24 protein-coding genes are annotated in these 26,585 nt (G+C 70.5%); 20 read left to right on the top strand and 4 right to left on the bottom strand.

Annotated elements, in window-relative coordinates:
• From LQ222_RS19305 to LQ222_RS19220, 18 genes are all read left to right on the top strand, one after another.
• A partial coding sequence (locus tag LQ222_RS19305; RefSeq protein WP_230168475.1) for a VWA domain-containing protein occupies positions 1-768 on the top strand: 768 nt, incomplete at its 5' end.
• Between the two features lies 1 nt (position 769).
• Entirely contained in the window at positions 770-1,654 is an 885-nt protein-coding gene (bchO, locus tag LQ222_RS19300) for an alpha/beta fold hydrolase BchO (RefSeq protein WP_230168474.1), read from the top strand.
• Complete coding sequence (locus tag LQ222_RS19295) at positions 1,651-2,940, top strand: DUF3422 family protein (protein WP_230168473.1); 1,290 nt, start codon at positions 1,651-1,653, stop codon at positions 2,938-2,940. Before bchO ends, LQ222_RS19295 begins: the two co-directional genes overlap by 4 nt.
• The gene (locus tag LQ222_RS19290; protein ID WP_230168472.1) at positions 2,937-3,995 is read left to right on the top strand and encodes a phytoene/squalene synthase family protein; all 1,059 of its coding nucleotides are present in this window, start codon (positions 2,937-2,939) and stop codon (positions 3,993-3,995) included. Before LQ222_RS19295 ends, LQ222_RS19290 begins: the two co-directional genes overlap by 4 nt.
• A 75-nt stretch (positions 3,996-4,070) precedes the next feature.
• Positions 4,071-5,729, top strand: coding sequence for a magnesium-protoporphyrin IX monomethyl ester anaerobic oxidative cyclase (bchE, locus tag LQ222_RS19285; RefSeq protein ID WP_230168471.1), 1,659 nt, complete (start codon positions 4,071-4,073; stop codon positions 5,727-5,729).
• A gap of 4 nt (positions 5,730-5,733) precedes the next feature.
• The gene (gene bchJ, locus LQ222_RS19280) at positions 5,734-6,390 is read left to right on the top strand and encodes a bacteriochlorophyll 4-vinyl reductase (protein WP_230168470.1); all 657 of its coding nucleotides are present in this window, start codon (positions 5,734-5,736) and stop codon (positions 6,388-6,390) included.
• 326 nt (positions 6,391-6,716) lie between these two features.
• Positions 6,717-7,583: a polyprenyl synthetase family protein gene (locus LQ222_RS19275; RefSeq protein WP_230168477.1), complete on the top strand. Its 867-nt coding sequence runs from the start codon at positions 6,717-6,719 to the stop codon at positions 7,581-7,583.
• A gap of 7 nt (positions 7,584-7,590) precedes the next feature.
• Positions 7,591-8,742 (top strand): acetylserotonin O-methyltransferase, encoded by a 1,152-nt coding sequence (locus tag LQ222_RS19270; RefSeq protein ID WP_230168469.1) that lies wholly within the window; start codon positions 7,591-7,593, stop codon positions 8,740-8,742.
• Between the two features lie 82 nt (positions 8,743-8,824).
• Positions 8,825-9,763: a chlorophyll synthesis pathway protein BchC gene (gene bchC / locus LQ222_RS19265; protein ID WP_230168468.1), complete on the top strand. Its 939-nt coding sequence runs from the start codon at positions 8,825-8,827 to the stop codon at positions 9,761-9,763.
• The gene (locus LQ222_RS19260) at positions 9,760-10,767 is read left to right on the top strand and encodes a chlorophyllide a reductase iron protein subunit X (RefSeq protein ID WP_230168467.1); all 1,008 of its coding nucleotides are present in this window, start codon (positions 9,760-9,762) and stop codon (positions 10,765-10,767) included. Before bchC ends, LQ222_RS19260 begins: the two co-directional genes overlap by 4 nt.
• Positions 10,768-10,770: 3 nt before the next feature.
• Complete coding sequence (gene bchY / locus LQ222_RS19255; RefSeq protein WP_230168466.1) at positions 10,771-12,270, top strand: chlorophyllide a reductase subunit Y; 1,500 nt, start codon at positions 10,771-10,773, stop codon at positions 12,268-12,270.
• Positions 12,271-12,272: 2 nt separating this feature from the next.
• Positions 12,273-13,712 carry a chlorophyllide a reductase subunit Z gene (gene bchZ / locus LQ222_RS19250; RefSeq protein ID WP_230168465.1) on the top strand — a complete coding sequence of 480 codons (1,440 nt, stop codon included), beginning with the start codon at positions 12,273-12,275 and terminating at the stop codon, positions 13,710-13,712.
• 133 nt (positions 13,713-13,845) lie between these two features.
• Entirely contained in the window at positions 13,846-14,022 is a 177-nt protein-coding gene (locus LQ222_RS19245) for a light-harvesting protein (RefSeq protein WP_230168464.1), read from the top strand.
• Positions 14,023-14,049: 27 nt separating this feature from the next.
• Positions 14,050-14,241 carry a hypothetical protein gene (locus LQ222_RS19240; RefSeq protein WP_230168463.1) on the top strand — a complete coding sequence of 64 codons (192 nt, stop codon included), beginning with the start codon at positions 14,050-14,052 and terminating at the stop codon, positions 14,239-14,241.
• 124 nt (positions 14,242-14,365) lie between these two features.
• Complete coding sequence (gene pufL, locus LQ222_RS19235) at positions 14,366-15,190, top strand: photosynthetic reaction center subunit L (RefSeq protein ID WP_230168462.1); 825 nt, start codon at positions 14,366-14,368, stop codon at positions 15,188-15,190.
• A 21-nt stretch (positions 15,191-15,211) separates the two neighbouring features.
• On the top strand, positions 15,212-16,192 hold the full coding sequence (pufM, locus tag LQ222_RS19230) for a photosynthetic reaction center subunit M (protein WP_230168461.1): 981 nt from the start codon (positions 15,212-15,214) through the stop codon (positions 16,190-16,192).
• Positions 16,189-17,280 carry a photosynthetic reaction center cytochrome PufC gene (gene pufC / locus LQ222_RS19225; protein ID WP_230168460.1) on the top strand — a complete coding sequence of 364 codons (1,092 nt, stop codon included), beginning with the start codon at positions 16,189-16,191 and terminating at the stop codon, positions 17,278-17,280. The genes pufM and pufC overlap by 4 nt, the downstream gene beginning before the upstream one ends.
• A 93-nt stretch (positions 17,281-17,373) precedes the next feature.
• Positions 17,374-18,933, top strand: coding sequence for a phytoene desaturase (locus LQ222_RS19220; RefSeq protein ID WP_230168459.1), 1,560 nt, complete (start codon positions 17,374-17,376; stop codon positions 18,931-18,933).
• Between the two features lie 164 nt (positions 18,934-19,097).
• Here the strand turns inward: LQ222_RS19220 and crtD are convergent, their stop codons facing one another.
• Together crtD and LQ222_RS19210 are read right to left on the bottom strand one after the other, a co-directional pair.
• Entirely contained in the window at positions 19,098-20,618 is a 1,521-nt protein-coding gene (gene crtD, locus LQ222_RS19215; RefSeq protein WP_230168458.1) for a 1-hydroxycarotenoid 3,4-desaturase CrtD, read from the bottom strand.
• A 6-nt stretch (positions 20,619-20,624) separates the two neighbouring features.
• Positions 20,625-21,362, bottom strand: a complete 738-nt coding sequence (locus LQ222_RS19210) for a hypothetical protein (protein ID WP_230168457.1) — start codon at positions 21,360-21,362, stop codon at positions 20,625-20,627.
• A gap of 134 nt (positions 21,363-21,496) precedes the next feature.
• Between LQ222_RS19210 and LQ222_RS19205 the strand changes: the two genes are divergently transcribed.
• Both LQ222_RS19205 and LQ222_RS19200 read left to right on the top strand, forming a co-directional pair.
• Positions 21,497-22,879, top strand: a complete 1,383-nt coding sequence (locus tag LQ222_RS19205; protein ID WP_230168456.1) for a cytochrome P450 — start codon at positions 21,497-21,499, stop codon at positions 22,877-22,879.
• A complete protein-coding gene (locus LQ222_RS19200) occupies positions 22,876-24,024 on the top strand; it encodes an ATP-grasp domain-containing protein (protein ID WP_230168455.1) in 1,149 nt (382 codons plus the stop codon). The genes LQ222_RS19205 and LQ222_RS19200 overlap by 4 nt, the downstream gene beginning before the upstream one ends.
• Here LQ222_RS19200 and LQ222_RS19195 read toward each other — a convergent pair.
• A complete protein-coding gene (locus LQ222_RS19195) occupies positions 23,999-24,934 on the bottom strand; it encodes a carotenoid 1,2-hydratase (RefSeq protein WP_230168454.1) in 936 nt (311 codons plus the stop codon). The two genes, LQ222_RS19200 and LQ222_RS19195, sit on opposite strands and share 26 nt — an antisense overlap.
• The gene (locus LQ222_RS19190) at positions 24,931-26,568 is read right to left on the bottom strand and encodes a GMC family oxidoreductase (RefSeq protein WP_230168453.1); all 1,638 of its coding nucleotides are present in this window, start codon (positions 26,566-26,568) and stop codon (positions 24,931-24,933) included. The genes LQ222_RS19195 and LQ222_RS19190 overlap by 4 nt, the downstream gene beginning before the upstream one ends.
• Positions 26,569-26,585 lie beyond the last annotated feature (17 nt).

Here is a 26,585-nt window from a genome sequence, read left to right as displayed (position 1 = left end):
CCCGATGGCCGCGCCGGCGCGCGCCACGCGACGCCGCTGCGGGGCCGTCCGGCCGGCACGCGCCAGGGCGAGCTGCGCGCCGGCGCGCGCCTGGCGCTGGTGGACACCTTGCGCGCCGCGGCACCCTGGCAGCGGCTTCGCCAGCGTGCGGGTGGGCCGCGCCTGGTGGTGAAGCGGGAGGATATCCGCCTGCGCCGCTTCGATGCGCCGCAGGAGACCACCGCGATCTTCGTGGTCGATGCGTCGGGCTCCGCGGCCATGCATCGGCTGGCGGAAGCCAAGGGCGCGGTGGAGTTGCTACTGGCGGATTGCTATGTGCGCCGCGACAAGGTGGCGCTGATCGGCTTCCGCGGCCGCGCCGCCGAGATCCTGCTGCCGCCCACCGCATCCCTGGTGCGCGCGAAGCGGTCGTTGGCGGGGCTGCCGGGCGGCGGCGGCACGCCGCTCGCCGCCGGGCTCGATGCCGCGCGCGGCATGGTCGATGCCTGCCGCCGCGCCGGTCGCACGCCACTGCTGGTGCTGCTGACAGACGGCCGCGCCAATGTCGCGCGCGACGGCACCGGTGGGCGCGCACAGGCCGAGGCGGACGCGCTGGATGCGGCGAAGCCGCTGCGGATCGCCGCCGTGCCGGCGCTGCTGGTCGATACCGCGCCACGGCCGCAGCCTTTCGCACGCGACCTGGCCGCCGCGATGGGTGCGCGCTACCTGCCCTTGCCGATGGCCGATGCGGCGCGCCTGTCGGTCGCGGTGCGCGACGCGGCCGCCTGACATGACCGATCGCCCCGCCTGGCCGATCGACGGCCGCGACTGGCCCAACCGCGAGCACAGCCGCTTCCTGCGCGCCGGCGGCATCGACTGGCACGTGCAGGTGGCAGGGCAGGGGCCGGTCGTGCTGCTGCTGCACGGCACCGCGGCGGCCACGCATTCGTGGCGCGACGTGCTGCCGCTGCTGGCGGCGCATGCGACCGTGGTGGCGCCCGACCTGCCCGGGCACGGCTTCACCGGCATGCCCGCCGATCCCGGCCTGACGCTGCCCGGCATGGCACGGCTGGTCGATGCGCTGATCGATGCACTCGGCGTCGCGCCGGTGCTGGTGGCGGGGCATTCGGCCGGCGCGGCGGTGGCGCTGCGCATGGCGCTGGACGGCCGCATCGCACCGCTGGCCGTGGTCAGCCTGAACGGCGCGCTGACGCCGCTCGGCGAGGAGCACGCCGCCTTCTTCACGCGCGCGGCGCGCCTGCTGGTGGGGCTGCCCTTCGTGCCGCGGCTGTTCGCCTGGCGCGCTGCGAACCGCGCGGTCGCCGAGCGTCTGCTGCGCGATACCGGTTCGCGGATCGATGCGCGCGGGGTCGATCTCTATGCGCGGCTGTTCCGCCGGGCCGGGCATCTGTCGGGCGCGCTGCGCATGATGGCGAACTGGGACCTGCGGCCGCTGCTGCGCGACCTGCCGCGGCTGCGCGCCGAACTGCTGCTGGTGGTCGGCGCCAACGACCGCACCATCGCTCCCGCCAAGGCGCGCCGCATCATCGAGATCCTGCCGCGCGCGCGCATCGCCACGCTGCCCGGTCTCGGTCATCTCGCGCATGAGGAACGTCCCGACATGGTCGCCGACATGCTGCTGCGCGCGCTGCAGCCGGAGATGGCGGCACCGTGACCCTGCCGCCCTTCCACCCGCTGCGCGTCGAACTGAACGACGAGGTGCATGCGCGCCCGCCCGAGGCGCTGGTGCCGCCCTGCCGCATCGCGCATCTCGCGCTGATCCCGCCGGAGGGTGCGCCGCGCGACCAGGCGCTGGCGGCGGTGCAGGACCTGGCGCGGCGCTTCGGCGCGCCGGTGCCGGCCGATGGCGCGGCGCATTACAGCGCGGATCTCGGGGCGTTCCGGCTGAAGTGGGAACGGCACACCGAATTCAGCCGCTTCATGCTGATCACCGCGGGCGGCGCGGCGGATCCCTTCGCCGCGCCGGCGACCGATGCGGTGCCGGCGGATTGGCTCGCCGCGCTGCAGGGCCGCGTGATCGCCGCGCAGCAGGTGGCGCTGCTGCCCGATGACGGCGCGCCGCTCGACCTTGCGGCGCTGTCGCTGCGGCATTTCGCGGGCAATCACCTGGTCGGCGCCGAGGTCAGCGGCGGGCGCGCCACCGCCGTGACGGACTTCCGCATCCAGCCGGATGGCTTCAGCCGGTTCCTGCTGCTCGACCGCGGCACCGGGGAACGCCAGGCCGGGCGCATCGTGCAGCGACTGCTCGAGATCGACACCTATCGCGTGATGGCGCTGCTGGCGTTTCCGCTGGCGCGCGAATTGTCGCCCGTGCTGGCCGCGCAGGAGCGCGAGCTCGCCGCAGTCGCGGATGCGCTGGTGGCCTGCAGCGCGAGTGACGAACCCGTGCTGCTCGATCGCCTGACCCGCCTTGCCGCCGAGATCGAGAGCGGCGAGGCGCGCAACCGCTATCGGTTCGCCGCCGCCGCCGCCTACTACGAGATCGTGCGCCAGCGCATCGAGGATCTGCGCGAAGGCCGCATCGAGGGCCTGCAGACGGTGCGCGAATTCACCGAGCGGCGCCTCGCGCCCGCCATGAACACCTGCCTGGTCATGGCGCATCGGCAGGAGATGCTCTCGCAGCGCGTGGCGCGCGCGACGCAGTTGCTGAGCACGCGCGTCGACCTCACGCGGGAACGGCAGAACCAGGCGCTGCTCGCCTCGATGGACCGGCGCGCGCGGCAGCAATTGCGGCTGCAACAGACCGTCGAGGGCCTCTCGGTCGCGGCCATCACCTACTATGTCGTCGGGTTGATCGCCTATGCGGCGAAGGCGCTGTCCGGGCCGCGCCTGCCGCTGCGCGAGGACATCGTGGCAGGCCTGGCCGTGCCGCTGGTCGCGGCGGCGGTGTTCTTCGGCACGCGGCGCGTCCGCAGGCGGATGGAGAAGGAGGAGGCATGACCGGGTTCCGGATCGCCGAGGCGGACCTCGCGGCGTGCCGTCGGCTGCTGGCCGGCGGGTCGAAGTCCTTCCACGCCGCGTCGATGCTGCTGCCGCGCCGCATCGCGGCACCTGCCGCCGCGCTCTACGCCTTCTGCCGCGTGGCGGATGACGAGATCGACCTGGGCGCCGACAAGCAGGCCGCGATGGAGCGGCTGGTCGCGCGGCTCGATGCCGCCTGCGCGGGGCGGCCGCAGGACGACCCGGTCGATCGTGCATTGGCGGCCGTGGTGCATCACTTCGGCATTCCGCGCACGCTGCCCGAGGCGCTGCTGGAAGGGCTCGCCTGGGATGCCGACGGGCGGCGCTACGAGGACATGGCCGCGCTGGAATCCTATGCCGCGCGCGTCGCCGGCACGGTGGGCGCGATGATGACGCTGCTGATGGGCGTGCGGGAGCCGGCCGCGATCGCGCGCGCCTGCGACCTGGGGCTGGGGATGCAGCTGACCAACATCGCGCGCGACATCGGCGAGGATGCGCGCGAGGGCCGGCTGTTCCTGCCGCTGTCCTGGCTGCGCGAGGAAGGCATCGCGCCCGAGGACTTCCTGGCCGCGCCGCGCTTCAGCCCGGCGATCGGGCGGCTGACCGCACGGCTGCTGGCGGCGGCGGACCGGCACTATGCGCGCGCCGAGGCCGGCATCGCGTTGCTGCCGCGCGACTGCCGCGCCGGCATCGGCGCCGCCCGCGTGATCTATGCCGAGATCGGGCGCGAGGTGGAACGCAACGGGCTCGATTCCGTCACGCGGCGCGCGGTGGTGCCAGGCTGGCGCAAGGCCGTGCTGCTGGCGCGCGCCGCCGGCGCGCTGGTGGCGCAGCGCGACGGCGCCGGGGCGCCGCCCTGCGAGGCCACGACCTACCTGGTCGACGCCGTGGCGGCCGCGCCGCGCCCGCGCGGCCTGATCCCGCGCGGCTGGGGCGCGCGCCTGGTCTGGGCGCTGGAACTGATGGACCAGATCGACCGGGACGGCGCGCCGCGGTCGCTGCCGTTCAATCGCTCGACTGTCAGTGCAGATTGACACAGCGCAAAGCGCCGATGGCCTGACACGCCGCACCCTGTTCCACGCCGCGAGGGATGCGGCGGGAGGCCAGGGATGCGCATCGTCCTCATTCATCCGAACTACCATTCCGGCGGCGCCGAGATCGCGGGGAACTGGCCGCCATCCTGGGTCGCGTACCTGTCCGGCTTCCTGAAGGCGGCGGGCTACACCGACATCACCTTCATCGACGCCATGACGAACCACCTGACGCACGACCAGGTGCGCGAACGCCTGGCGGAACTGAAGCCCGACCTGATCGGCGCCACCGCCATCACGCCGGCGATCTACGAGGCGGAGGCGGTGCTCAAGCTGGCGAAGGAGACCTGCCCCGGCGCCGTCACCGTGCTGGGCGGGATCCACGGCACCTTCATGTACCCGCAGGTGCTGGCCGAGGCGCCCTGGATCGACGTGGTGGTGCGCGGGGAGGGCGAGCAGGTGCTGCTCGACCTGGTGCGCTGCATCGACGAAGGCCGCTGGCCGGCCGAACGCGCCAGCGTGAAGGGCGTCGCGTTCCTCGATGCCGAGGGGATCCTGAAGGCGACCGCGGCCTGCCCGCCGATCAAGGAGGTGGATCGCATCACCGCCGACTGGGGCATCCTCGACTGGTCGAACTACATCTACATCCCGATGAACACGCGCGTGGCGATCCCGAACCTGGCGCGCGGCTGCCCCTTCACCTGTTCCTTCTGCAGCCAGTGGAAATTCTGGCGCGACTACCGCGTGCGCGATCCGCGCAAGGTGGTCGACGAGATCGAGGACCTGGTGCGCAACCACGGCGTCGGCTTCTTCATCCTGGCCGACGAGGAGCCGACCATCCACAAGAAGAAGTTCGTCGAATTCTGTGAGGCGCTGGTCGAGCGCAACCTGCCGGTGCTCTGGGGCATCAACACGCGCGTCACCGACATCCTGCGCGACGAGGCGCTGCTGCCGCTGTATCGCCGCGCCGGGCTGATCCACATCTCGCTGGGCACGGAAGCGGCGGCGCAGCTCAAGCTGGATCGCTTCAACAAGGAGACCACGGTCGCGCAGAACAAGCGCGCGATCGAGCTGCTGCGCCAGAACGGCATCGTCGCCGAGGCGCAGTTCATCGTCGGCCTGGAGAACGAGACGCCGGAGACCCTGGAAGAGACCTACCGCATGGCGCTCGACTGGAATCCGGACATGGCGAACTGGGCGATGTACACGCCCTGGCCGTTCAACGACCTGTTCAAGGAGCTGGGCGACAAGGTCGAGGTGTTCGACTTCTCGAAGTACAATTTCGTCACGCCGATCATGAAGCCGGACGCGATGGACCGCGCCACGCTGCTCGATCGCACCATGCACAACTACCGGCGCTTCTATATGCGCAAGGCTTTCCTGGGCTATCCGTGGATCCGCGACAAGGTGAAGCGGCGCTACATGATGGGCTGCCTCTGGGCCTTCGCGAAGTCAGGCTTCCAGCGGACCTTCTACGACCTCGGCAAGGTCGGCTACTGGGGGCCTCAATCGAAGAAGAAGGTCGATTTCCACTTCGACGAGACGCGCACGCTGAGCGCCGAGGCGGCGCGCGCGCCGCACAATGCGATGTGGAAGACCATGCATCGCCCGAAGGTGAAGATGCCGGCCGCGAATGCCGAACTCCGCGCCTGCGGCGGCGGCGCGGAGCAATTGACCGAGGCCCAGATGGACGCCGCCGCGGCGCCGCGCGAAAGGGCGACGCTGCAGGGGGACTGACGTCGTGCCGGACGCTGCCGCGCGCATCGGCCCCAACGCCGTCACGCGACTGGCCGAGGCGCTGGACGCGCTGCGCGGTCACGCCGATACCCGCGCGGTGTTCGCCCGCGCCGGATTGGCGCATCGGCTGGAGTCGCCGCCCGAACGCATGGTGGACGAAGCCGAGGTCGTGGCGCTGCACGCGGCCCTGCGCGGCCTGGTGCCGCCCGACCAGGCGGCGGCGATCGCCTTCGATGCGGGGCGTCGCACGGCGGCGTATCTGCTCGCGCATCGCATCCCGCGCGTGATGCACCTGGTCCTGCCGCGCCTGCCCGCGCGCTGGGCCGCGCGCATCCTGCTGGGGGCGATCGGCCGCCATGCCTGGACCTTTGCCGGCAGCGGCCGCTTCGCCGTGCTGCCGGGCCGTGCCGTGCGCTTCAGCATCGCCGGCGGTCCGCTCGCGCGCGGTGTCCACGCCGCCACGCCCGTCTGCGGCTACTACGCGGCCACCTTCCAGGGGCTGTTCCGGGCGCTGGTCGCGCCCGCGGCGCAGGTGGTCGAGACAGCCTGCGAGGCCTGCGGCGATCCTGCCTGCATCTTCGAGATCCGGTGGCCGAGCGCGCCGCTGCCACGCCGCGGGAGCGCGGCCTGGAGCAGATCGCGTTCCGATGGACTCATCTGACCGCGTGAAGATGCTCGGAAAACAACAGGCTAGAGCCTGCGAAGCGAGCGCGAGCGAACGCAGCATCCTCTGGTGGCGTGGCCCGGCATCCTCGCGGGGCGGCTGAACGGCGAGGCACGGGGCCCCGCTGGATGTCCTGCCGCGCGACGCCCACTGCGGCGCCCCCGCGCGAGGACGCGCCGAGGGGGAGGGACCTCGGCAGGAAAGCCGTTGACGGCGCTGTCAGAAAAAGTTGACAGTCCAAGTTGACAAGGCGTGATGACGAACCTGCGCCGCGATCGATCCGCGGCCGGTCATCCCGCCACGCCGGAGGGAAAGGCCACATGATGGATCCCGCGACCCGCATCGAGAGCACGCTGGCCGACGCCGTCCTGCTGGCGGATGCCACCGGCGCGCCGCCCCGCCTGGCCGCCGCCATGCGCCACGCGGTCTTCCCCAAGGGTGCGCGCATCCGCCCGCGCCTGACCATCGCGGTCGCCATGGCCTGCGGCGACGACCGGCCGGGACTGTCCAGCGCGGCGGCCGCATCCATCGAATTGCTCCATTGCGCGTCGCTCGTGCATGACGACCTGCCGAGCTTCGACGATGCCGATACGCGGCGCGGCAAGCCATCCGTTCATCGCGCCTTCGGCGAGCCGCTGGCGGTGCTGGCGGGCGATGCGCTGATCGTGCTGGCGTTCCAGACCCTGGCGCGCGCGGCGCCCTGCGCGCCGGAACGGCTCGGGCACGTGATCGGCGCCGTGGGCGATGGCGTCGGCGTGCCGTTCGGCATCGTCGCCGGCCAGGCCTGGGAATGCGAGCCGGCGGTGAACCTGTCCGACTACCAGCGCCAGAAGACCGGCGCGCTGTTCGCCGCTGCCGCGGTGGCGGGTGCCGCGGCGGCCGGTGCCGGCGATGCCGAGGCGTGGCGCCTGCTCGGCGACCGGCTGGGCGAGGCCTACCAGGTTGCCGACGACCTGCGCGACGCGGTCGAGGACGAGGCGACGATCGGCAAGCCGGTCGGGCGCGACAAGGCGCTCGGCCGACCGAGCGCGGTGATCGAGTTCGGCCTGCAGGGCGCCGTCGCGCGGCTTGCGATGCTGGCCGATGGCGCGGTGGCGTCGATCCCGGACTGCCCCGGCCAGGCCGCGCTGCGCGGGCTGATCCTGGCAGAGGCGCGCCGGCTGTTGCCGGCGAAGCTCGCGGCGGCCTGAGCAGCGCATGTCGGGGGCGGATGCCTTGGCCGCGGCGCCGCGGGTCTCGCTCGTCGACCGTGTCCGCGCGCTGCGCGAGGCGCTGGCGGCGAAGCCGGGCTTCCGGCGCTGGGCGGCGCGCTTCCCGCTGACACGACCCTTCGCGCGGCGTCGTGCGCGCGCCTTGTTCGATCTCTGCGCGGGCTTCGTCTACACGCAGGTGCTGTTCGCCTGCGTGCGGCTGCGGGTGTTCGCGATCCTGGCGGAAGCCCCGCTGACGACGGAGCGACTCGCGCCACGCCTGGCTTTGTCGCCCGAGGCGACCGATCGCCTGATGGCCGCCGCCGCCGCGCTGCAACTGACGGCGCGCCGCACGGATGGCGCCTGGACGCTCGGGCAGCTCGGCGCGGCGATGATCGGCAATGACGGCATCGCCGCGATGGTCGAGCACCACGCGATGCTCTACGCCGACCTCGCCGATCCGGTCGCGATGCTGCGCCGGCCGCGCGGCGGCAATGCGCTGTCGGACTACTGGGCCTATTCCGGCGCCGCCGCGCCCGGCGCCGTGCCTGCGGAGCGCATCCGCGACTACACGGCGTTGATGGCCGCGAGCCAGCCGATGGTCGCGGAGGAGGTGCTCGCCGCCTACCGGTTCGACCGGCATCGGCGCGTGCTCGATGTCGGCGGCGGCAATGGCGCGTTCCTGCGCGCGGTGGCGGCCGAGGCGCCGCGACTCGATCTGATGCTGTTCGACCTGCCGGCCGTGGCCGAGGAAGCACGCGCGCGGTTCGCCGCGGCGGGACTCGGCGCGCGCGCAAACGTTCACGGCGGCGACTTCACGCAGGATGCGCTGCCGCCGGGCGCCGACCTGGTGACGCTGGTGCGCGTGCTGCACGACCACGATGACGAGGTGGCGCTTGGCCTGCTGCGGCGGATCCATGCCGCGCTGCCGCCGGGCGGCGCATTGCTGCTGGCCGAACCCATGGCCGGCACCAGCGGCGCCGAACCGATGGGCGAGGCGTATTTCGGCTTCTACCTGTTGGCGATGGGCCGTGGCCGACCGCGCACGCCAAAAGAAATCCGCACGATGATCGCGACCGCCGGTTTCTCGGAAAGTCGCATGTTGTCAACGCCAACGCCGCTGCTGACGCGCGCGGTGCTGGCGCGGAAAGCGGCGTGATGCCGTCGTGCGTGTCAGTTTGGCTTGACAGTTTAAACCGTCACTTTACGCTGACTTACAACCTGCTCCTGGGAGGGCCGCCGTGGATACCATCGCAGTCCTGCTGAAGGCCCCCGAGGAGCTGGTGCTCAGCCGACTTACGCTGACGCCGCCGGGTGACGAGGACATCGTCGTCGCGGTGGAATGGAGCGGCATCAGCACCGGCACCGAACGCCTGCTCTGGTCGGGCCGCATGCCGCACTTCCCGGGCATGGGCTATCCGCTGGTCCCGGGATACGAATCGGTCGGTCGCGTGATCTCCGCCGGAAGCCTGGCCACGCGCCAGCCCGGCGAGCGCGTCTTCGTCGCCGGCGCGCGCTGCTTCGGCGATGTGCGTGGGTTGTTCGGCGGCGCCGCGGCGCGGCTCGTGGTGCCGGACAAGCGCGCGGTGCTGCTCGATGACGCGACGGGCGCCGAGGGCGTGCTGCTCGCGCTGGCCGCGACGGCGTGGCACGCGATGGCCGCGCCGCATGCCGGGCTGCCGGAGCTGATCGTCGGGCATGGCGTGCTCGGCCGCCTGCTGGCGCGCATCGCGGTGCTCAAGGGCGGCGCGCCGGTCGTGTGGGAACGCGACGCCGCGCGGCGTGCCGGCGCGCAGGGCTACGAAGTGGTCGATCCCGACCTCGATACGCGGCGCGACTATCGCAGCATCTACGACGTGAGCGGCGACGCCGGCATCATCGACCAGCTGGTGCAGCGCATGGCGCCGGGTGGCGAGATCGTGCTGGCGGGCTTCTACAGCGACCGCATCGGCTTCGCCTTCCCGCCGGCCTTCATGCGGGAGGCGCGCATCCGCATCGCCGCCGAATGGCAGGAGGCGGACCTGCGCGCCACGCGCGACGTGATCGCCCGGGGCGTGCTGCGCCTCGATGGCCTGGTGACGCACCAGGAAGCCGCGCAGCGTGCCCCCCAGGCCTATGCGCAGGCCTTCAACGACCCCGCCTGCCTCAAGATGGTCCTCGACTGGAGAGATTGCGCATGAACGCCCCGACCGGCTTCGCACCCTCCGCCGACCAGGCCGCCACGCTGCGCGCCGAGGCCGCGATCGAGCCCGACCCCGTGCATGTCGGCGAGGTGAAGAAGCAGGCGCAGGTCATCGCGATCTACGGCAAGGGCGGCATCGGCAAGTCGTTCACGCTGGCGAACCTGTCCTACATGATGGCGCAGCAGGGCAAGCGCGTGCTGCTGATCGGCTGCGACCCGAAGTCCGACACGACGTCGCTGCTGTTCGGCGGACGGTCCTGCCCGACCATCATCGAGACCTCGTCCAAGAAGAAGCTGGCCGGCGAGCAGGTGCAGATCGGCGATGTCTGCTTCAAGCGCGACGGTGTCTTCGCGATGGAGCTCGGCGGGCCGGAAGTCGGCCGCGGCTGCGGCGGGCGCGGCATCATCCACGGCTTCGAGCTGCTGGAGAAGCTGGGCTTCCACCAGTGGGACTTCGACTACGTGCTGCTCGACTTCCTGGGCGACGTGGTCTGCGGCGGCTTCGGCCTGCCGATCGCCCGCGACATGTGCCAGAAGGTCATCGTCGTCGGGTCGAACGACCTGCAGTCGCTGTATGTCGCGAACAACGTGTGCTCGGCGGTGGAGTATTTCCGCAAGCTCGGCGGCAATGTCGGCGTCGCCGGCATGGTGGTGAACAAGGATGACGGCACCGGTGAGGCCGCGGCCTTCGCTGCCGCCGCCGGCATCCCGGTGCTGGCCGCCATCCCGCAGGATGACGACATCCGCCGCAAGAGCGCGAACTACGAGATCATCGGCACGCCCGACAGCCAGTGGGGCGCGCTGTTCGAAGCCCTCGGCGTGCAGGTGGCGGAAGCGCCGCCGCTGCGCCCGAAGCCCCTGACGCACGAGGAACTGCTCGGCCTGTTCAAGGGCGAGGCGGTCGGCCGCGGCGTGGTGCTGAACCCGGCCACCATGGAAGACATGTGCGGCGCCGAGATCATCACCAAGCCCTCGCTCGAAGTGGTCTACGAGGGCGCCTGAGCGATGGACGCACTCCCTCCCGCATCGCCTGACGGTGGCTGCCACGGCGGTCGCGAGACCATGCTGGAAGCCGCGCGGGCGGCCGGGAAGGGCGAGGCGATGGAACGCCTGGCCGCCGACTACCCCAAGGGTCCGCACGACCAGCCGCAATCCATGTGCCCGGCCTTCGGGTCTCTGCGCGTCGGGCTGCGGATGAAGCGGGTCGCGACGATCCTGTCGGGCAGCGCGTGCTGCGTGTACGGCCTGACCTTCACGAGCCACTTCTACGGCGCGAAGCGGACGGTGGGCTACGTGCCCTTCAATTCCGAGACGCTGGTCACCGGCAAGCTGTTCGAGGACATCCGCGACGCGGTGCACGCGACGGCGCGGCCCGAGGACTACGACGCGGTGGTCATCACCAACCTCTGCGTACCGACGGCCTCCGGCGTGCCGCTGGAACTGCTGCCCAAGCAGATCGACGGCGTGCGGATCATCGGCATCGACGTGCCGGGCTTCGGCGTGCCGACGCATGCGGAAGCCAAGGATGTGCTGGCCGGTGCCATGCTGCGCTATGCCCGGCACGAGGCCGAGGCCGGCGCGGTGGCGCGGCCGCGCAACCTGGTCGAGGGCGAACCGACCGTCGCGATGATCGGCGAGATGTTCCCAGGCGACCCGCCCGGTGTCGGCGCGATGCTGGGTGCGATGGGGCTGTCGCTGGCGCCCTCCACGCCGTGCCGCGAATGGCGTGACCTCTATGCGGCGCTCGACTGCGTGGTCGCCGCCGCCGTGCATCCCTTCTACACGGCGTCCATCCGCGAATTCAAAGCCGCGGGGCGTCCGGTGGTGGGCTCGGGCCCGGTCGGTGTCGATGGCACCGCGGCGTGGCTCGATGCGATCGGCGCCGCGGCCGGCTTGCCGCAGGCGAAGATCGACGTGGCCAAGCAGCGTTTCCTGCCGGCCATCGCCGCTGCGCTGGCCGCGGCGCCGGTCAAGGCGCGCGTGACCGTCTCCGGCTACGAAGGTTCGGAACTGCTGGTTGCCCGCCTGCTGGTCGAGGCCGGCGCCGAGGTGCCGTACGTGGGCACCGCCTGCCCGCGCACGGAATGGAGCAATGCCGACCGCGAGTGGCTCGAAGCGCGCGGCGTGCATGTGCAGTACCGCGCCTCGCTCGAGCAGGATCTCGCGGCGATGAAGGATGTGCGCCCGGACCTGGCGCTCGGCACGACGCCGCTGGTGCAAAAGGCCAAGGAGCTCGGCATCCCCGCGCTCTATTTCACCAATATGGTGAGCGCGCGTCCGTTGTTCGGCCCGGCAGGCGCGGCGTCGCTGGCGGGCATCGTGGCGGCGCAGACCGGGCAGCGCGAACGCATGTCGCGCATGGTCGGCTTCTTCGACGGTGTCGGCACGCCCGATGGCGCCGGCTACGGCTTCCGCGACAAGCCCTCCGATCCGCCAGGCTTCCGTGAGCGGCAGCGCAAGCTGCGCGCCGCGAAGGCCAAGGCCGAAGAAGCGGTGGGGAGCTGAGCATGCTCGTCCTCGATCACGACCGGGCAGGGGGCTACTGGGGCGCCGTCTACGCCTTCTCCGCGGTGCGCGGCCTGCGCGTGATCATCGATGGGCCGGTGGGGTGCGAGAACCTGCCGGTGACGGCGGTGCTGCACTACACCGACGCACTTCCGCCGCATGAACTGCCCATCGTGGTGACGGGCCTCGATGAAGGCGCGCTGTCGCAGACCGGCACCGAAGGGCCGATGAAGCGCGCGGCCGCCACGCAGGACCCCGACCTGCCCGCGGTCGTGGTGACCGGGTCGATCGCCGAGATGATCGGTGGTGGTGTCACGCCGCAGGGGTCGAACCTGCAGCGCTTCATCCCGCGCACCATCGACGAGGACCAGTGGCAGTCCGCCGACCGCGCCATCAACTGGCTGTGGACGGAATTCGGCGCCAAGCGCGGCAAGATCAAGCCGCGCGTGCGCAAGGAAGGCGAGAAGCCCCGCGTCAACATCATCGGGCCGATCTACGGCACCTTCAACATGCCATCGGACCTGGCGGAGATCCGCCGGCTGGTCGAAGGGATCGGCTGCGAGATCAACCTGGTCTTCCCGCTCGGCAGCCATGTCGAGGATATCGGCAAGCTGCCCGATGCCGATGTGAACATCTGCATGTACCGGGAATTCGGCCGGCGGCTGTGCGAGACGCTGGAGCGCCCGTATCTGATGGCGCCCTTCGGGATCTTCGCCACCACCAACTTCCTGCGCAAACTGGGCGAGCTGACGGGCCTCGATGCCGAGCCCTTCATCGAGCGCGAGAAGCACACCACCATCAAGCCAATCTGGGATTTGTGGCGGTCGGTCACGCAGGACTTCTTCGCCACCGCCGCCTTCGGCGTGCACGCGACCGAGACCTACAGCCGCGGCCTGACACGCTTCCTGTCGGACGAGATGGGTGTGCCCTGCGCCTTCTCCTTCTCGCGCATGCCTGGTGCGAAGCCCGACAACCAGGCGGTGCGCGATGCCATCAAGGCGAAGCCGCCGCTGGTGATCTTCGGGTCCTTCAACGAACGGATGTACGCGCAGGAAGCGGGCTGCCGCGCCGCCTACATTCCCGCATCCTTCCCCGGCGCGATCATCCGCCGCGCCACCGGCACGCCCTTCATGGGCTACGCCGGCGCGACCTACATCGTGCAGGAATACTGCAACGCGCTGTTCGATGCGCTGTTCCACATCCTTCCGCTCGCGACCGAGATGGACAAGGTGGAACCGACTCCGGCGCGCCCCGCAGAACGCTGGGAACCGGACGCCGTCGCGCTGCTCGACCGCATGGTGGAATCCGAACCCTTCCTGTTGCGGATCTCGGCCGCCAAGCGCCTGCGCGAACGCATCGAACGCGACGCGCGCGCGGCCCAGGAAGACCGCGTCACCGCGGATCGCGTGGCGCTCAGCCTTGAACTGGAGGGCGTCTCGTGACGCCCCGCACCCCATCGCGCGTGCCCGTCGTGGCGCGCGCCACCCGTCGACCAGGGCGGCTTGCCGCCCTGCCGATCCCAGCCGCGCGGGAAATGCGCGGTAACCGCCGAAAGGCGACTGTGGAGGTCTCCCAATGACCGAAGCACGCACGCGTCTGACGGAGGAGCAAGCCCGCGAAGTCCATCGCCTGGTAGTCCAGGGATGGGTTTTCGCGGTCTTCGCCTCCATGGGCGCGCATATCCTCGTCTGGCTGTGGAGGCCCCTGGTCTACACCGGCCAGATGGTCCCGCCCGACTGGCGCTTCTTCTGAAGCCGGCACGGGAAAGGAACAAACACCATGCATAAGATGTGGATGGTCATCGACGCGCGTCGGGTCGGGTTTCTCGGCGCGGCTGGTGTCATGGCCGTGGCGACGATCCTGCATTTCGTCGTCATGAGCTCCCCGCGGTACTGCGACCACTGGGGCTGGTGCGCGACGTCGCCGGTCTTCGTCCCGGGGCAGCCCGTGGCGCCGCCCGGCGCGCGCTGAGACAACGCGCCCACGCCGCATCGCGGCGCATTGGGCGAGGCCCCGCACGGGGCCTCGCCCGCACACCCGGGGAAGGCCGTGAGCGGTCGTCGGGACGCACCTGCCTGAGGGAGGAGTTGAAGCGATGGCCATGCTGAGTTTCGAACGCAAATATCGCGTCCGTGGCGGAACGCTGGTCGGTGGCGACCTGTTCGATTTCTGGGTCGGGCCGTTCTGGGTCGGCTTCTTCGGCGTGACCACGATCTTCTTCACGGCGATCGGTGTCGCGTTGATCGGGATGGGCGCGGCGATCCAGGGCACCTGGAACCCGTGGCTGATCAACATCGCGCCGCCGGACCTGTCCTATGGCCTTCGTCTCGCGCCGATGCGCGAAGGCGGGCTGTGGCAGTGGATCACGATCTGCGCCATCGGCGCCTTCGTCTCCTGGGCGCTGCGCCAGGCGGAGATCAGCCGCAAGCTGGGGATGGGGTATCACATCCCGATCGCCTACGGCGTCGCCGTCTTCGCCTACATCACGCTGGTGGTGATCCGCCCCGTGCTGATGGGCGCCTGGGGGCACGGCTTCCCCTACGGCATCTGGAGCCATCTCGATTGGGTGTCGAACGTCGGGTACCAGTACCTGCACTTCCACTACAATCCGGCGCACATGATCGCGGTGTCGTTCTTCTTCACCACGGTGCTCGCGCTGTCGATGCATGGCGGCCTGGTGCTCTCGGCGCTGAACCCGCCCGAGGGCGAGCCGGTCAAGTCGCCCGAGCACGAGAACACCTTCTTCCGCGACTTCATCGGCTACTCGATCGGCACGCTGGGCATCCATCGGCTCGGACTGTTCCTCGCGCTGTCGGCCGGGTTCTGGAGCGCGGTCTGCATTGTCATCAGTGGTCCCTTCTGGACGCGCGGCTGGCCCGAATGGTGGGGCTGGTGGCTCAACCTGCCGATCTGGTCCTGACGGGAAGGGGAGGAGACGCACATGGCCGAATACCAGAACATCTTCACGCGGGTGCAGGTCCGCGGACCGACCCCCTACCCGGGCGTGCCGCTCGGTCCCGACAATGATGCGCGCGATCTCACGCCGCGCGAGGTGCATCTGTTCGGTCGGCTGGGCGACGCGCAGATCGGGCCGGTCTACCTCGGCTACACGGGCATCCTGTCGCTGCTGTTCGGTTTCATCGCCTTCGAGATCATCGGGCTGAACATGCTGGCCTCGGTGAACTGGAATCCGCTCCAGTTCATCCGGCAGCTGTTCTGGCTCGGGCTCGAGCCGCCCGGCCCGCAATGGGGGCTGCGCTTCCCGCCGCTGCGCGAAGGCGGCTGGTGGCTGATGGCCGGCTTCTTCCTCACGGTGTCGATCCTGCTGTGGTGGGTGCGCACCTATCGGCGCGCACGCGCGCTGGGGATGGGGACGCATGTGGCATGGGCCTTCGCCGCCGCGATCTGGCTGTACCTGGTGCTGGGCTTCATCCGCCCGATCGCCATGGGCTCCTGGAGCGAGGCGGTGCCCTTCGGCATCTTCCCGCACCTCGACTGGACCGCCGCCTTCTCCATCCGGTACGGCAACCTGTTCTACAACCCGTTCCATGCGCTCAGCATCGTGTTCCTGTACGGATCGACGCTGCTGTTCGCGATGCATGGCGCGACGATCCTCGCGCTGGGGCGCTATGGCGGTGAGCGCGAGATCGAGCTGACGCTCCATCGCGGCACGGCGGCCGAACGCGGCGGCCTGTTCTGGCGCTGGACCATGGGCTTCAACGCCACCTTCGAAAGCATCCATCGCTGGGCCTGGTGGTTCGCGGTGCTGTGCCCCATCGCCGGCGGGATCGGCATCCTGCTGACCGGCACGGTGGTGGACAACTGGTACCTCTGGGCGGTCGATCGCCACTTCGCCCCGGCCTACCCGACGCCGTGGCCGGCGACGGTCGATCCTTCCATCACCCAGGGAGCGGCGCGATGAGCAGCTTCAACCTCAAGGTGGGCGCAGCCGTCGGCGCCCTCGTGCTCGCCGCGATCCTGGTGCCGACCTTCGAACGGCCCCCGGTGCAGACCACCCAGGGTGGTTTCCGCGGCACCTCGATGGGCACGGTGGTCAATCCGCGCCTGCGGGCCACGACGGTCGCGGCCAACCAGGTGCCCGAGGCACCCGAGGCCGCCGACAATGACGGCGACCGCGCCAGCACGATCTACCAGAACGTCCAGCTGCTGGGCGACCTGTCGAACGCGCAGTTCCTGCGCGTGATGCAGGCGATGACCGATTGGGTGGTTCCGCAGTCGGTGCGCGACGAAGGCAATGGCTGTGCCTATTGCCACAATGTCGAGAACATGGCGTCCGACGAGGTCTACACCAAGGTCGTCTCGCGCCGGATGCTGCAGATGGTCCGCACCATCAACAACCATCCGCATGTCGGGCAGACCGGCGTGACCTGCTACACCTGCCACCGCGGCCGGCCGGTGCCCGCCGAGGTGTGGTCGGCGCCGATGCCCTCCAGCAACGGCCTGCAGGCGCAGACCGGGCAGAACCGGCCAGCGCCGGCCGCGGGGCTGTCGTCGATGCCGGCGGATCCCTTCACGCCCTTCCTGCTGCGCGACGGCAATATCCGCGTGATCAGCCAGACCTCGCTGCCGCGCTACAACACCACCAGCATCCAGCAGACCGAGAACACCTACGCGCTGATGATGCACATGTCCTCGGGCCTCGGGGTGAACTGCACCTTCTGCCACAACAGCCGGTCCTTCTCGGCCTGGGAGAGCAGCCCGCCGGCGCGTGCCACTGCCTGGCACGGCATCCGCATGGTGCGCGACATCAACATGACCTACATCGCGCCGCTCACGCCGCTGTGGGCCGCGCATCCGAACGGCCCGCCCGAAGCGGGTCCGCGCATCGCGCGCCTGGGTCCGACCGGCGATGCGCTCATGGTGAACTGCTCGACATGCCATCGGGGTGTGAACAGGCCGCTCAACGGCGCCCCGATGCTCCAGGACTATCCCGAACTGCGTGCAATCAGCGGCGGGCCTGCCCGGTCGGCGGCTCTCGTACCGCAGTGATGACGGCGGCGGCGCCACTCCCCGGTCGCCGCCGGGGATAGGTAGGGGGAGCGGCACGTCCGCTCCCCCCTTTTTCTTTCGGAGGCCTGACCGATGGCGCGTGACGGGACCGAGGCACCACGCGACCCACGCCCGCATGCGGTGGTCATCGGCTCGGGCTTCGGCGGGCTGGCGGCGGCCATCCGCCTTGGCGCGCGCGGCTGGCGCGCGACGGTCCTCGAGAAGCTCGATGCGCCAGGCGGGCGCGCCTATGTGTTCCGCCAGGACGGCTTCACCTTCGATGCCGGTCCCACCATCATCACCGCGCCCTACCTGATCGAGGAATTGTGGGCCCTCGCCGGACGCCGCCTGTCGGACGATGTCGAGCTGCGGGAGATGACCCCCTTCTACCTGATCCGCTTCGACGACGGCACGGTGATGCGCTGTTCCGCCGACCTCGATGCCACGCGCGCCGAGATCCGCCGCATCGCACCCGAGGACCTGGCCGGCTTCGAACGCTTCATCCGCGAGAGCGAGAAGATCTACAAGGTCGCCTTCGAGGAACTGGCCGACCGCCCCTTCCACCGCTTCGGCACGCTGTTGAAGGCGGCGCCGGACATGATCCGGCTGCAGGGCTATCGCACGGTCTATTCGCGCGTCTGCGACTATTTCAAGAACGAGAAGCTGCGCGTCGCCTTCTCCTTCCATCCGCTGCTGATCGGCGGCAATCCGCTCACCACCACGGCCTACTACTGCCTGATCGCGCATCTGGAACGCATGCATGGCGTGCACTACGCGATGGGCGGCATGGGGTCGTTGGTGCAGGGCATGGCGGGGCTGATCGACCGCCTCGGCGGCACCCTGCGCTGCAATGCCGAGGTCGCGCGGATCGAGGCGCAGGATGGCCGCGCCACGGGCGTCACGCTGGCCTCCGGCGAACGCATCGACGCCGACATCGTGGTGTCCAACGCAGATGTCGCCTGGACCTATTCGAAGTTGCTCGGCCACCACAAGCGGCGGCGCTGGACCGACAGGAAGATCGCCCGCGCGCGGTATTCCATGAGCCTGTTCGTCTGGTACTTCGGCACCAGCCGGCGCTACGACGACGTGTATCACCACACCATGGTGCTCGGCCCGCGCTACGGCGAATTGCTGCGCGACATCTTCACCCGCAAGCACCTGTCGGACGACTTCAGCCTGTACCTGCACCGCCCCTCGGCGACCGACCCGTCGCTGGCGCCGGAGGGCTGCGATTCCTTCTACGTGCTGGCGCCGGTGCCGCATCTGGGCAGCGGTACCGACTGGGCGGCGATGGCGGAACCCTATCGCGCAGCGATCCAGAAGCGCCTGGAGGACACGGTCCTGCCGGGGCTGGGCGATGCGCTGGTGACATCGCGCGTGATGACGCCACAGGATTTCCGCGACCGCCTGCTGTCGGTGAACGGCGCGGCCTTCGCGCTCGAGCCGCAATTGTTCCAGAGCGCCTGGTTCCGCCCGCACAATGTCAGCGAGGAAGTGGCGAACCTGTACCTGGTCGGCGCGGGCACGCATCCCGGCGCCGGCGTGCCGGGGGTGATCTCATCGGCGAAGCTGCTCGACCAGGTGGTGCCGCATGGCACGGCCTTCGCCGCCGGCGCCGCGTCCGCTCGGCCCGGCTCGGTGCAACGACTCTAGCACATCATCCGTTCAGACGAAGCCGTTTGCACGGGCAGAGATGCGCGTGACAACAATGGCCTGGAGGCATGGTAGCGAGCCCGGGCGAACGGACATGGCTCCAGCCCCTGGCGTTCACGAGCGTCCTCGCCCGATCAGCCGAGTCCCTCTGATCGCGATCTGCTCTACCGCCCGACCTTCATCGCGATGACGCTGCGCCGGCGTCCGGCGCGGTCCTCCAGCAGGCGCGCCGCGGCAAGCCGCCCCGACATCGTCGCCATCGGTACGCCCGGCCCGGGATGCACGCCCCCGCCGGCCAGGTAGAGCCCGGCGATCGCGCTGCGCGCCCCGGGCCGCGCGAAGCTGCCGTTGAAGCCATGGCCCAGCCGGCCATAGAGCGCGCCGCCCGTGGCCGGGAACAGCGCATCGAAGCCGGCGGGCGTGGTCGCGACCCCGGCGCCGTCCTCGCGCCGCACCAGCAGGCCGCAGTCGCGCAGCAGCGTGAAGGCGCTGTCGGCGACGGGCGCGGCGTCCAGCGCGGCGCGGTCGCCATCCGGCGGCGCATTGACCAGCAGCAGCAGCCTTTCGCGGCCCCCCGCGGCCGGACGCTCCGCGCCGCCGCGATCCTGCGCGCAGACATAGACGGTCGGCGCGGGCACGATGGCGCGGCGGCGGAAGATGGTTTCGAACTCCGCCGCGTAGTCCTCGGCGAAGAAGACATTGTGGTGATCGAGCGCGAAGCCCTCGGTCGGCGCATGAACGCACCAGGTCACGGCCGACAGCGTGCGCGCCTCGCGCGGCACGGGCTCGGTCGCGCGGCGCACGGGGTCGCCGAGCAGGCCGGCGGCGAGCGCATCCGGCGCGCCGTTGAACACCACCGCGTCGGCCTCGATGCGTTCGCCATCCGCCAGCTCGACGCCGGCGGCACGGCCGCGCACCACCAGGATGCGGCGCACCTCGGCGCCGAAGCGGAACACCGCGCCCTGCGATTCCGCCAGCTCCCGCACGGCGTCGGCGACGCGCCGCATGCCGCCCTTCACCAGCCACACGCCGTCCTGTTCGACATGCGCGATCAGCATCAGCGTGGCCGGCGCCAGGAAGGGGGAACACCCGACATAGGTCGCGTAGCGCGCGAAAAGCTGCCGCATCCGCGGGTCGATGAAGTGATCGCCCAGCGCATTCCACAGCGTCGCGAAAGGCGAGGTCCGCACCAGGCTGTCGACATGCGCGAAGCCGATGCGCCGCACCAGGTCGAATTGCGATGGCTTCTCCGATGCGATGAAGGGCCCGACCAGCGTGCGGTACATGCCCGCGGCGCGCGCGCAGAAGGCGCGATACCCGGCCGCGTCGCGCGCCCCGGCGAAATCGCCGATCGCCTCCGCCGAACGCGCCACGTCGGCGAACAGGTCGAGCTGCCCGCCGCGCCGCCAGGCATGGCGGGCCAGGATGTCGGCCTTGTGCAGCTGCAGGTGATCCTCCAGCCGCCGCCCGGCATCACCGAACAGCCCGTCGAAGATCCATTTCATGGTGAAGACCGTCGGGCCGCCATCGATGCCGGCACCATCCACCTCGACGCGCCGCATCTTGCCGCCGGGCGCGGCGGCGCGGTCCACCACCGTCACGCGCGCGCCGCGCCGCGCCAGGTCCGCCGCGGCCGTGAGCCCGCCCATGCCCGCGCCGACCACGATGACGTTAGGTTCAGCCATGTGGCCTCAGGCGGCGACCGCGCGGCGCGCCGCGGATTGCCGGTCCACCGCACGCCAATGCCACAGGATGATGCCGATGCCCGTCGCACAGGGGATGGCCCACATGATCGGATGCAGCGCGAGCTCCGGCAGCACGCGCACCGACCCGAAGGCCATGAAGGCGGTGTAGACGGAGATGCCCGCGCCGACCAACGCCTTCACATGTTCCTTCAGCCAATAGGTCGGCCGCGGCGAGGCGGTCCACAGGAAGCGCAGGTTCGTCACCACCGTCGCGACACCCACCACGGCGATCCCGTACATGAGCGGCTGCCCGATCAGCCATCCCTGCAGCGCGCAGTTCAATGATGCCGCCAGCAGGATGTATTGCAGGGCGATGTTCAACGGCGTGCGGTTGCGCTCATGCCCGCCGCGCTTGTTCAGCACCGCGAGCCAGCCATACCAGGCCAGGTTGATGGTCAGCAGCGCCGTGGTCAGCATCATCCAGCCGAAGATGCCGCGCAGGAAGGCTGCGTCGAAGCGTCCTTCCAGATGCGGATGCGTGCCGATCGGATCGATCAGCGTCAGGCTCGCCATGGCCATCGCCAGGCAGCCGGTGACCAGCATGCAGCGCGTGAACAGGCGGCCCCAGCGGCGGTGATTGGCACCGCCCTTGCGCCCGACCACCGGCACCCAGAAGGCGATCGCGCCGGTCGCGCCCGTCACGATATGCGCGGCAACCAGGCCGTGGAACAGCAACAGTTCCATCCTCGATGGCCTCCGCGCTTTGATGTGACAATCAACCTTGACAGAAGTTGATGTCAAGCAACGGAATGGTGCCTTTGCAGGGGGCCAAGGCCGGTCGTGAATCGATCCGATTTCGGTGCTGCGGCGCGGGCGTCATGAGCGCCGCGCTCGCCGACACCACGACGCCCTGGGCGCCCTTCGAACCGCCGCATCCGCGGTCGTTGCCGGCGGTGATCGCGCTGGTCCGCGCCATGATGGAAGGCGAGGGGAATCTGCTCGGCCTGTTGCCGGCGGAAGCGTATCGCATGCCGATCGGCCCGCTGGGATGGTCGCGGCGATCCACCATCATCGTGAACCGGCCGGACCTCGTGCGGCACGTCCTGGCCGACCCCGAGGGCATCTTCCCGAAGTCGGACCTGATGGTGGAGGCGCTGGATCCGCTGATCGGCGATTCGATCTTCGTTTCCTCCGGCGACACCTGGCGGCGCCAGCGCGCCATGATCGACCCCGCGCTGACCATGATGCGCGTGAACCGCGCCTTCCCCGCGATGGAAGCCGGCGTGGCCGCCACCGAGACGACGCTCGCGCAGGCACGCGCGCCCTTCTCGCTGGACCTGATGATGAGCCACCTCACGGCCGACATCATCTGCCGCACGGTGTTCTCGACCAGCCTGGAAAGCCAGGTCGCGCACGAGGTCTTCGACGCCTTCACCGATTTCGAACGCTCGGTCGCGCAGGTGGAGATCCGCCGCCTGATCCTGGATCGCGCCTGGACGCGCATTCCCCAGAAACAGCATGTGCTGGATGCCTGCGCGCTGATCCGCGGGCATCTGGGCGCGCTGCTCGATACGCATCTCGCCGCCGGGGCGGATTTCGACGACATCTGCGCCGCCGTCATCGCCGCGCGCGACCTCGAAGGCCGGGCCTTCACGCGCGAGGAACTGATCGACCAGCTCGGCGTGCTGTTCCTGGCCGGGCACGAGACCAGCGCCAGCGCGCTGACCTGGGTGTTCTTCATCCTGGCCACGCAGCCCGCCCTGGTGGCGCGGCTGCGCGCGGAAGTGCAGGCGGTCTGCGGCGACGGCCCCGTCACCTTCGAGCACACGCGCAAGCTGCCCTTCATCCGCAACATCTTCCGCGAGACTCTGCGGCTCTACCCGCCCATCACCTTCCTGCCGCGCGTGGCGAATGTCGCGACCTCGCTGGACGGATACCGCGTGAAGCGCGGCGCGCTGGTCATGGTCGCACCCTGGGTGCTGCACCGCCATCAATCCTACTGGCGCAACCCGCACCTGTTCGATCCCGACCGCTTCGACCGCGAGGCGGAGATGACGGCCGGCGCCTACATCCCCTTCGGCATCGGCCCGCGCGTGTGCGCCGGCGCCGCCTTCGCGCAGGTCGAGGCCGTGCTGCTGGTCGCGCGCCTGTTCCGCCGCTTCGACGTCCACGTGGCGGCACCCGGATCGGTGCGCCCCGCCGCGCGCCTGACCACGCGCCCGGTCGGGCAGATCATGGTCACCGTGACGCCGGCGCGATGAACACGGTGCTGCTGACGCTGGGGCGGCTGCCCAAGGCGCTGGACCTGGCGCGGTCCTTCCACGCCGCGGGGTGGCGCGTGGTGGTTGCGGAACCCTTCCGCCGCCACCTGGCCGGCGCATCCAACACGGTCGCGCGCAGCATCCAGGTCACCGCGCCGGCGCAGGACCGCGCGCGCTATCTGGCCGACCTGTTGCGCGTGGTGCAGGACGAAGCCGTCGACCTGGTGGTGCCGGTCTCCGAGGAAGTGGTGCATGTCGCCGCCCTGCACGGCCGCCTGCCGGCGCGCACACGGTTGTTTTCCATGCCGCAGGACGTCGTGCTCGCCGCGCATGACAAGGGCCGCTTCGCCGCGCAGTCGGCGGACTGGGGGCTGCCCGTGCCGGCCACGCATCCGCTGGGCAGCGGCGAGGGCGCGGCCCTGGCTGCCATGCAGGATGTCGTGGTGAAGCCGCTGCATGCCTGTTCGGGGCGCGGCGTGCGCGTGGTCCGTCGCGGCGAGGCGCTGCCCGACGCCGACGCGCCCGCCATCGTGCAGGCGCGCATCCAGGGGGGCGAACGCAGCACCTGTTCCCTGGTGCATGACGGCGTGGTCAGCGGCACCGTCGTCTACCAGGGCGTGATGCAGTCCGGTTCGGTCAGCATCGCCTTCGAACGCGTGCAGGACAGGCTGATCGAGGCCTTCGTGCGCGACTACGCCGCCGCCACGCGCTGGACCGGATTCCTCTCCTTCGACTTCATGCTGGATGACCAGGGCCAGCCCTTCGCGATCGAGTGCAATCCGCGCACCACCAGTGGCCTGCACTTCTTCGCGCCGGACGACCTTGCGCGCGCCGTGCTGGACCCCGCGCATCCGCTGCGCCACCGGCCCGATACTCGCCTGCAGCAATTCTATTCCTGCCTGACCGAGACGCAGCTCTCGCTGTTCCGCGGCGGCGGCTTCGGGCGCAAGCTCCGCACGCTGGCCACCACGCGCGACGTCACCTGGAGCGCGCGCGACCCGATGCCCTTCCTGACCATGACCTTCACCACCTGGCCGATCATCCGCGCCGCCATGGCGAGCCGCGCGAGTTTCGGCGAGGTCGCGACGCTCGATGTCGGCTGGCGCGCCGAGCACGCGCTCAGCGCAGCGTCCGCGGCACCCTGAAGGGCAGCATCGAATACAGGATCGGCGAGCGGAAGCGCTTGAGGTTCAGGTACTCATGCACCGCCGTTGCGTCCTGGCCGAGCAGGCGCGTGCGGATCTCCGAGCGCGAATAGAAGGGAGCATCGACCAGCGTGCGCGTGGCGGTGGCGGCGGCGCCCTCGGCGCGCGTGGGCCGCGGCAGGCGCCACAGCGTGGGTGCCATCCGCACCGGCGGTGGCGGTTCGACATCCTGCACGCTGCCATCGCGCCCGACGCGCAGGGCCAGCGACTGCGTGGACCCGTCGCGCCGCGTGGCGTTGTAGAGCACCGCCGTCGCATCGCGCATGGGTGCGCGGCACCAATCCCATTCGGCGAAATCATCCTCCAGCGGCGCGGTGCCGGTATTGGTGTCGAAGTAGGCGGGGCCGGACCAGGACAGGGCTGGGTGTGTCAGCGCCACCTCGACCCGCGCGCGCGCGGCGATCGGCTGCCAGCGGTGCCGCCCGGCGCCGTCCAGCACGAAGGCGCGCTCCGACACCGCGTCGGGCAGCACGCGCACGCTGCCCGACAGGCGCGAAGGGATCGGCGCGGTCACTTCCTCGATGCCGATGGTCAGCGCCGTGCCGTCCCAGTGCAGCGATGACGGGCCGATCGTGAGCGTGTCGGCGTCGCGCTTCAGCGCGCCTGCGCGCCGGTCGGTCATCGCCCAGCGCTTCGGCGCGCCATACAGCGCGACGTTCACGCAGCAATGTTCGGCGGGATCGACCTCGCCGCGCCGATGCGCCCAGGCATACCAGGGCGAGAAGACCGTGCCGATGAAGGCGATGATGGTGATGCCATGCGCGCCGTCATCCGACAGCGCATCGACATACCACCAGCGATAGCCGCGCGAGGCGACCGGCTGGTCGAAGGACCAGGGGCGCGCGCTCACGCCGCCGCCGGCAGCGGTTCGCGGCCGCGGATGAAGTCGGCCGCCTTCTCCGCGATCATCATCGTGGTGGCATAGGTGTTCGCGGAGGGCATGGACGGCATCACCGAGGCATCCACGACGCGCAGCCCCTGCAGCCCATGCACCTGCAGCCGGTCGTTCACCACCGAACTCGTGTCGGTCTCCGGCCCCATCCGGCAGGTGCCGATCAGGTGATAGGTCGTGCTGCCGTTGCGATAGGCGAAATCCAGCAGCTCATCGTCGCGCTCGATGTTCGGGCCGGGCAGCGTCTCACGTTCGAGGAAGCGCATCATCTGCGGCGTGTGCAGCAGGCGGCGGATCAGGCGCATGCCGCCCAGATGCACGCGGCGGTCATTCTCGTCGCTCAGGTAGTTGGGCTGGATCTCGGGGTCGTCGAAGACATCGGCGGATTTCGCGCGCACCCAGCCGATGCTGTCGGGGCGGTGCTGCCAGGCACCGGCGGTGCAGCCCGGGTAGTCATCCAGCACATAGACCTTGCCCTCGGCATAGGAGCCGGGCGTGAACACACATTGCAGGTCAGGTTCGTCCAGCCCCTCGAAGGACTTCCAGAACAGGTGCACATGCGATGGCGCGGTGGCCAGGATGTTCGGCTTGCCGGTCGCCCAGCGCGCCAGCTGCTTCACCAGGCCGAAGCCGCGGGCGAGCTGGTTCAGCGTCTCGGTATCCGGCTTGGCACGCATCACGATTCGGGACGCGTAGTGGTCGCGGAAATTCTCGCCGACCGGCAATTCGTGGAACACCGGCACGCCGATGCGCGCCAACGTGGCCGCCGGCCCGATGCCCGAGACCTGCATCAGCCGCGCGGTATTCGCCGTGCCGGCGGAGATGATCACCTCGCGCCGCGCGCGCACCTCGATGGGCGTGGCGCCACGCGCCGCCAGGTAGCGCACGCCGACCGCGCGCCGTCCCTCGAAGACGATGCCGCAGGCGCGCGCATTGGTGCGGACCTCCAGCTCCGGGCGTGCCATCGCCGGGTGCAGGAAGGCACGCGCCGCCGAGACCCGCCAGCCGCCCTGGATGGCGCGCTGGAAATACCCCACGCCAGCCTGGTCGCCGCTGTTGTAGTCCGGCGCGCGCGGGATGCCGGCGCCGACGCAGCCCTCGATGAAGGCCTCGCTCAGCGGATGGATCCAGTCCATGTCGGTGACCGGCAGCGCGCCGTCGCGCCCGCGGCGGTCGTCGCGGCCCACGCCCACGCGCTTCTCCGTCCGCATGTAGTAGGGCAGGCAATCGGCATAGCCCCAGCCGCGATTGCCGCGCTGCGCCCAGCTGTTCAGGTCGTCCGGCTGGCCGCGATTGTAGATCATGCCATTCACCGAGGACGACCCGCCCAGCGTCCGACCCTGCGTGGTCGCGATGGCGCGCCCGCCGGTGCGCTCGGTCGGCGCGGTCTTGAACTGCCAGGTGACCGACGGGTCCACCAGCGTCTTGATGAAGCCGGCCGGCAGATGGATGAAGAAGTTGCGGTCGGGCGGCCCGGCCTCCAGCACGCAGACCGTGACACCCGGGTCCTCGGTCAGCCGCGCGGCCAGGATGGACCCGGCGGCGCCGGCGCCGACAATGACGTAGTCGAAGGTGTCGGGCGTGCTGGCCATGGCGGGCGGGCGGCTCC

Origin of the sequence: Roseomonas sp. CECT 9278 (assembly GCF_918698155.1) — a bacterium.
Lineage (GTDB): Bacteria > Pseudomonadota > Alphaproteobacteria > Acetobacterales > Acetobacteraceae > Neoroseomonas.
This window is presented reverse-complemented; position numbering and strand designations above follow the sequence as displayed.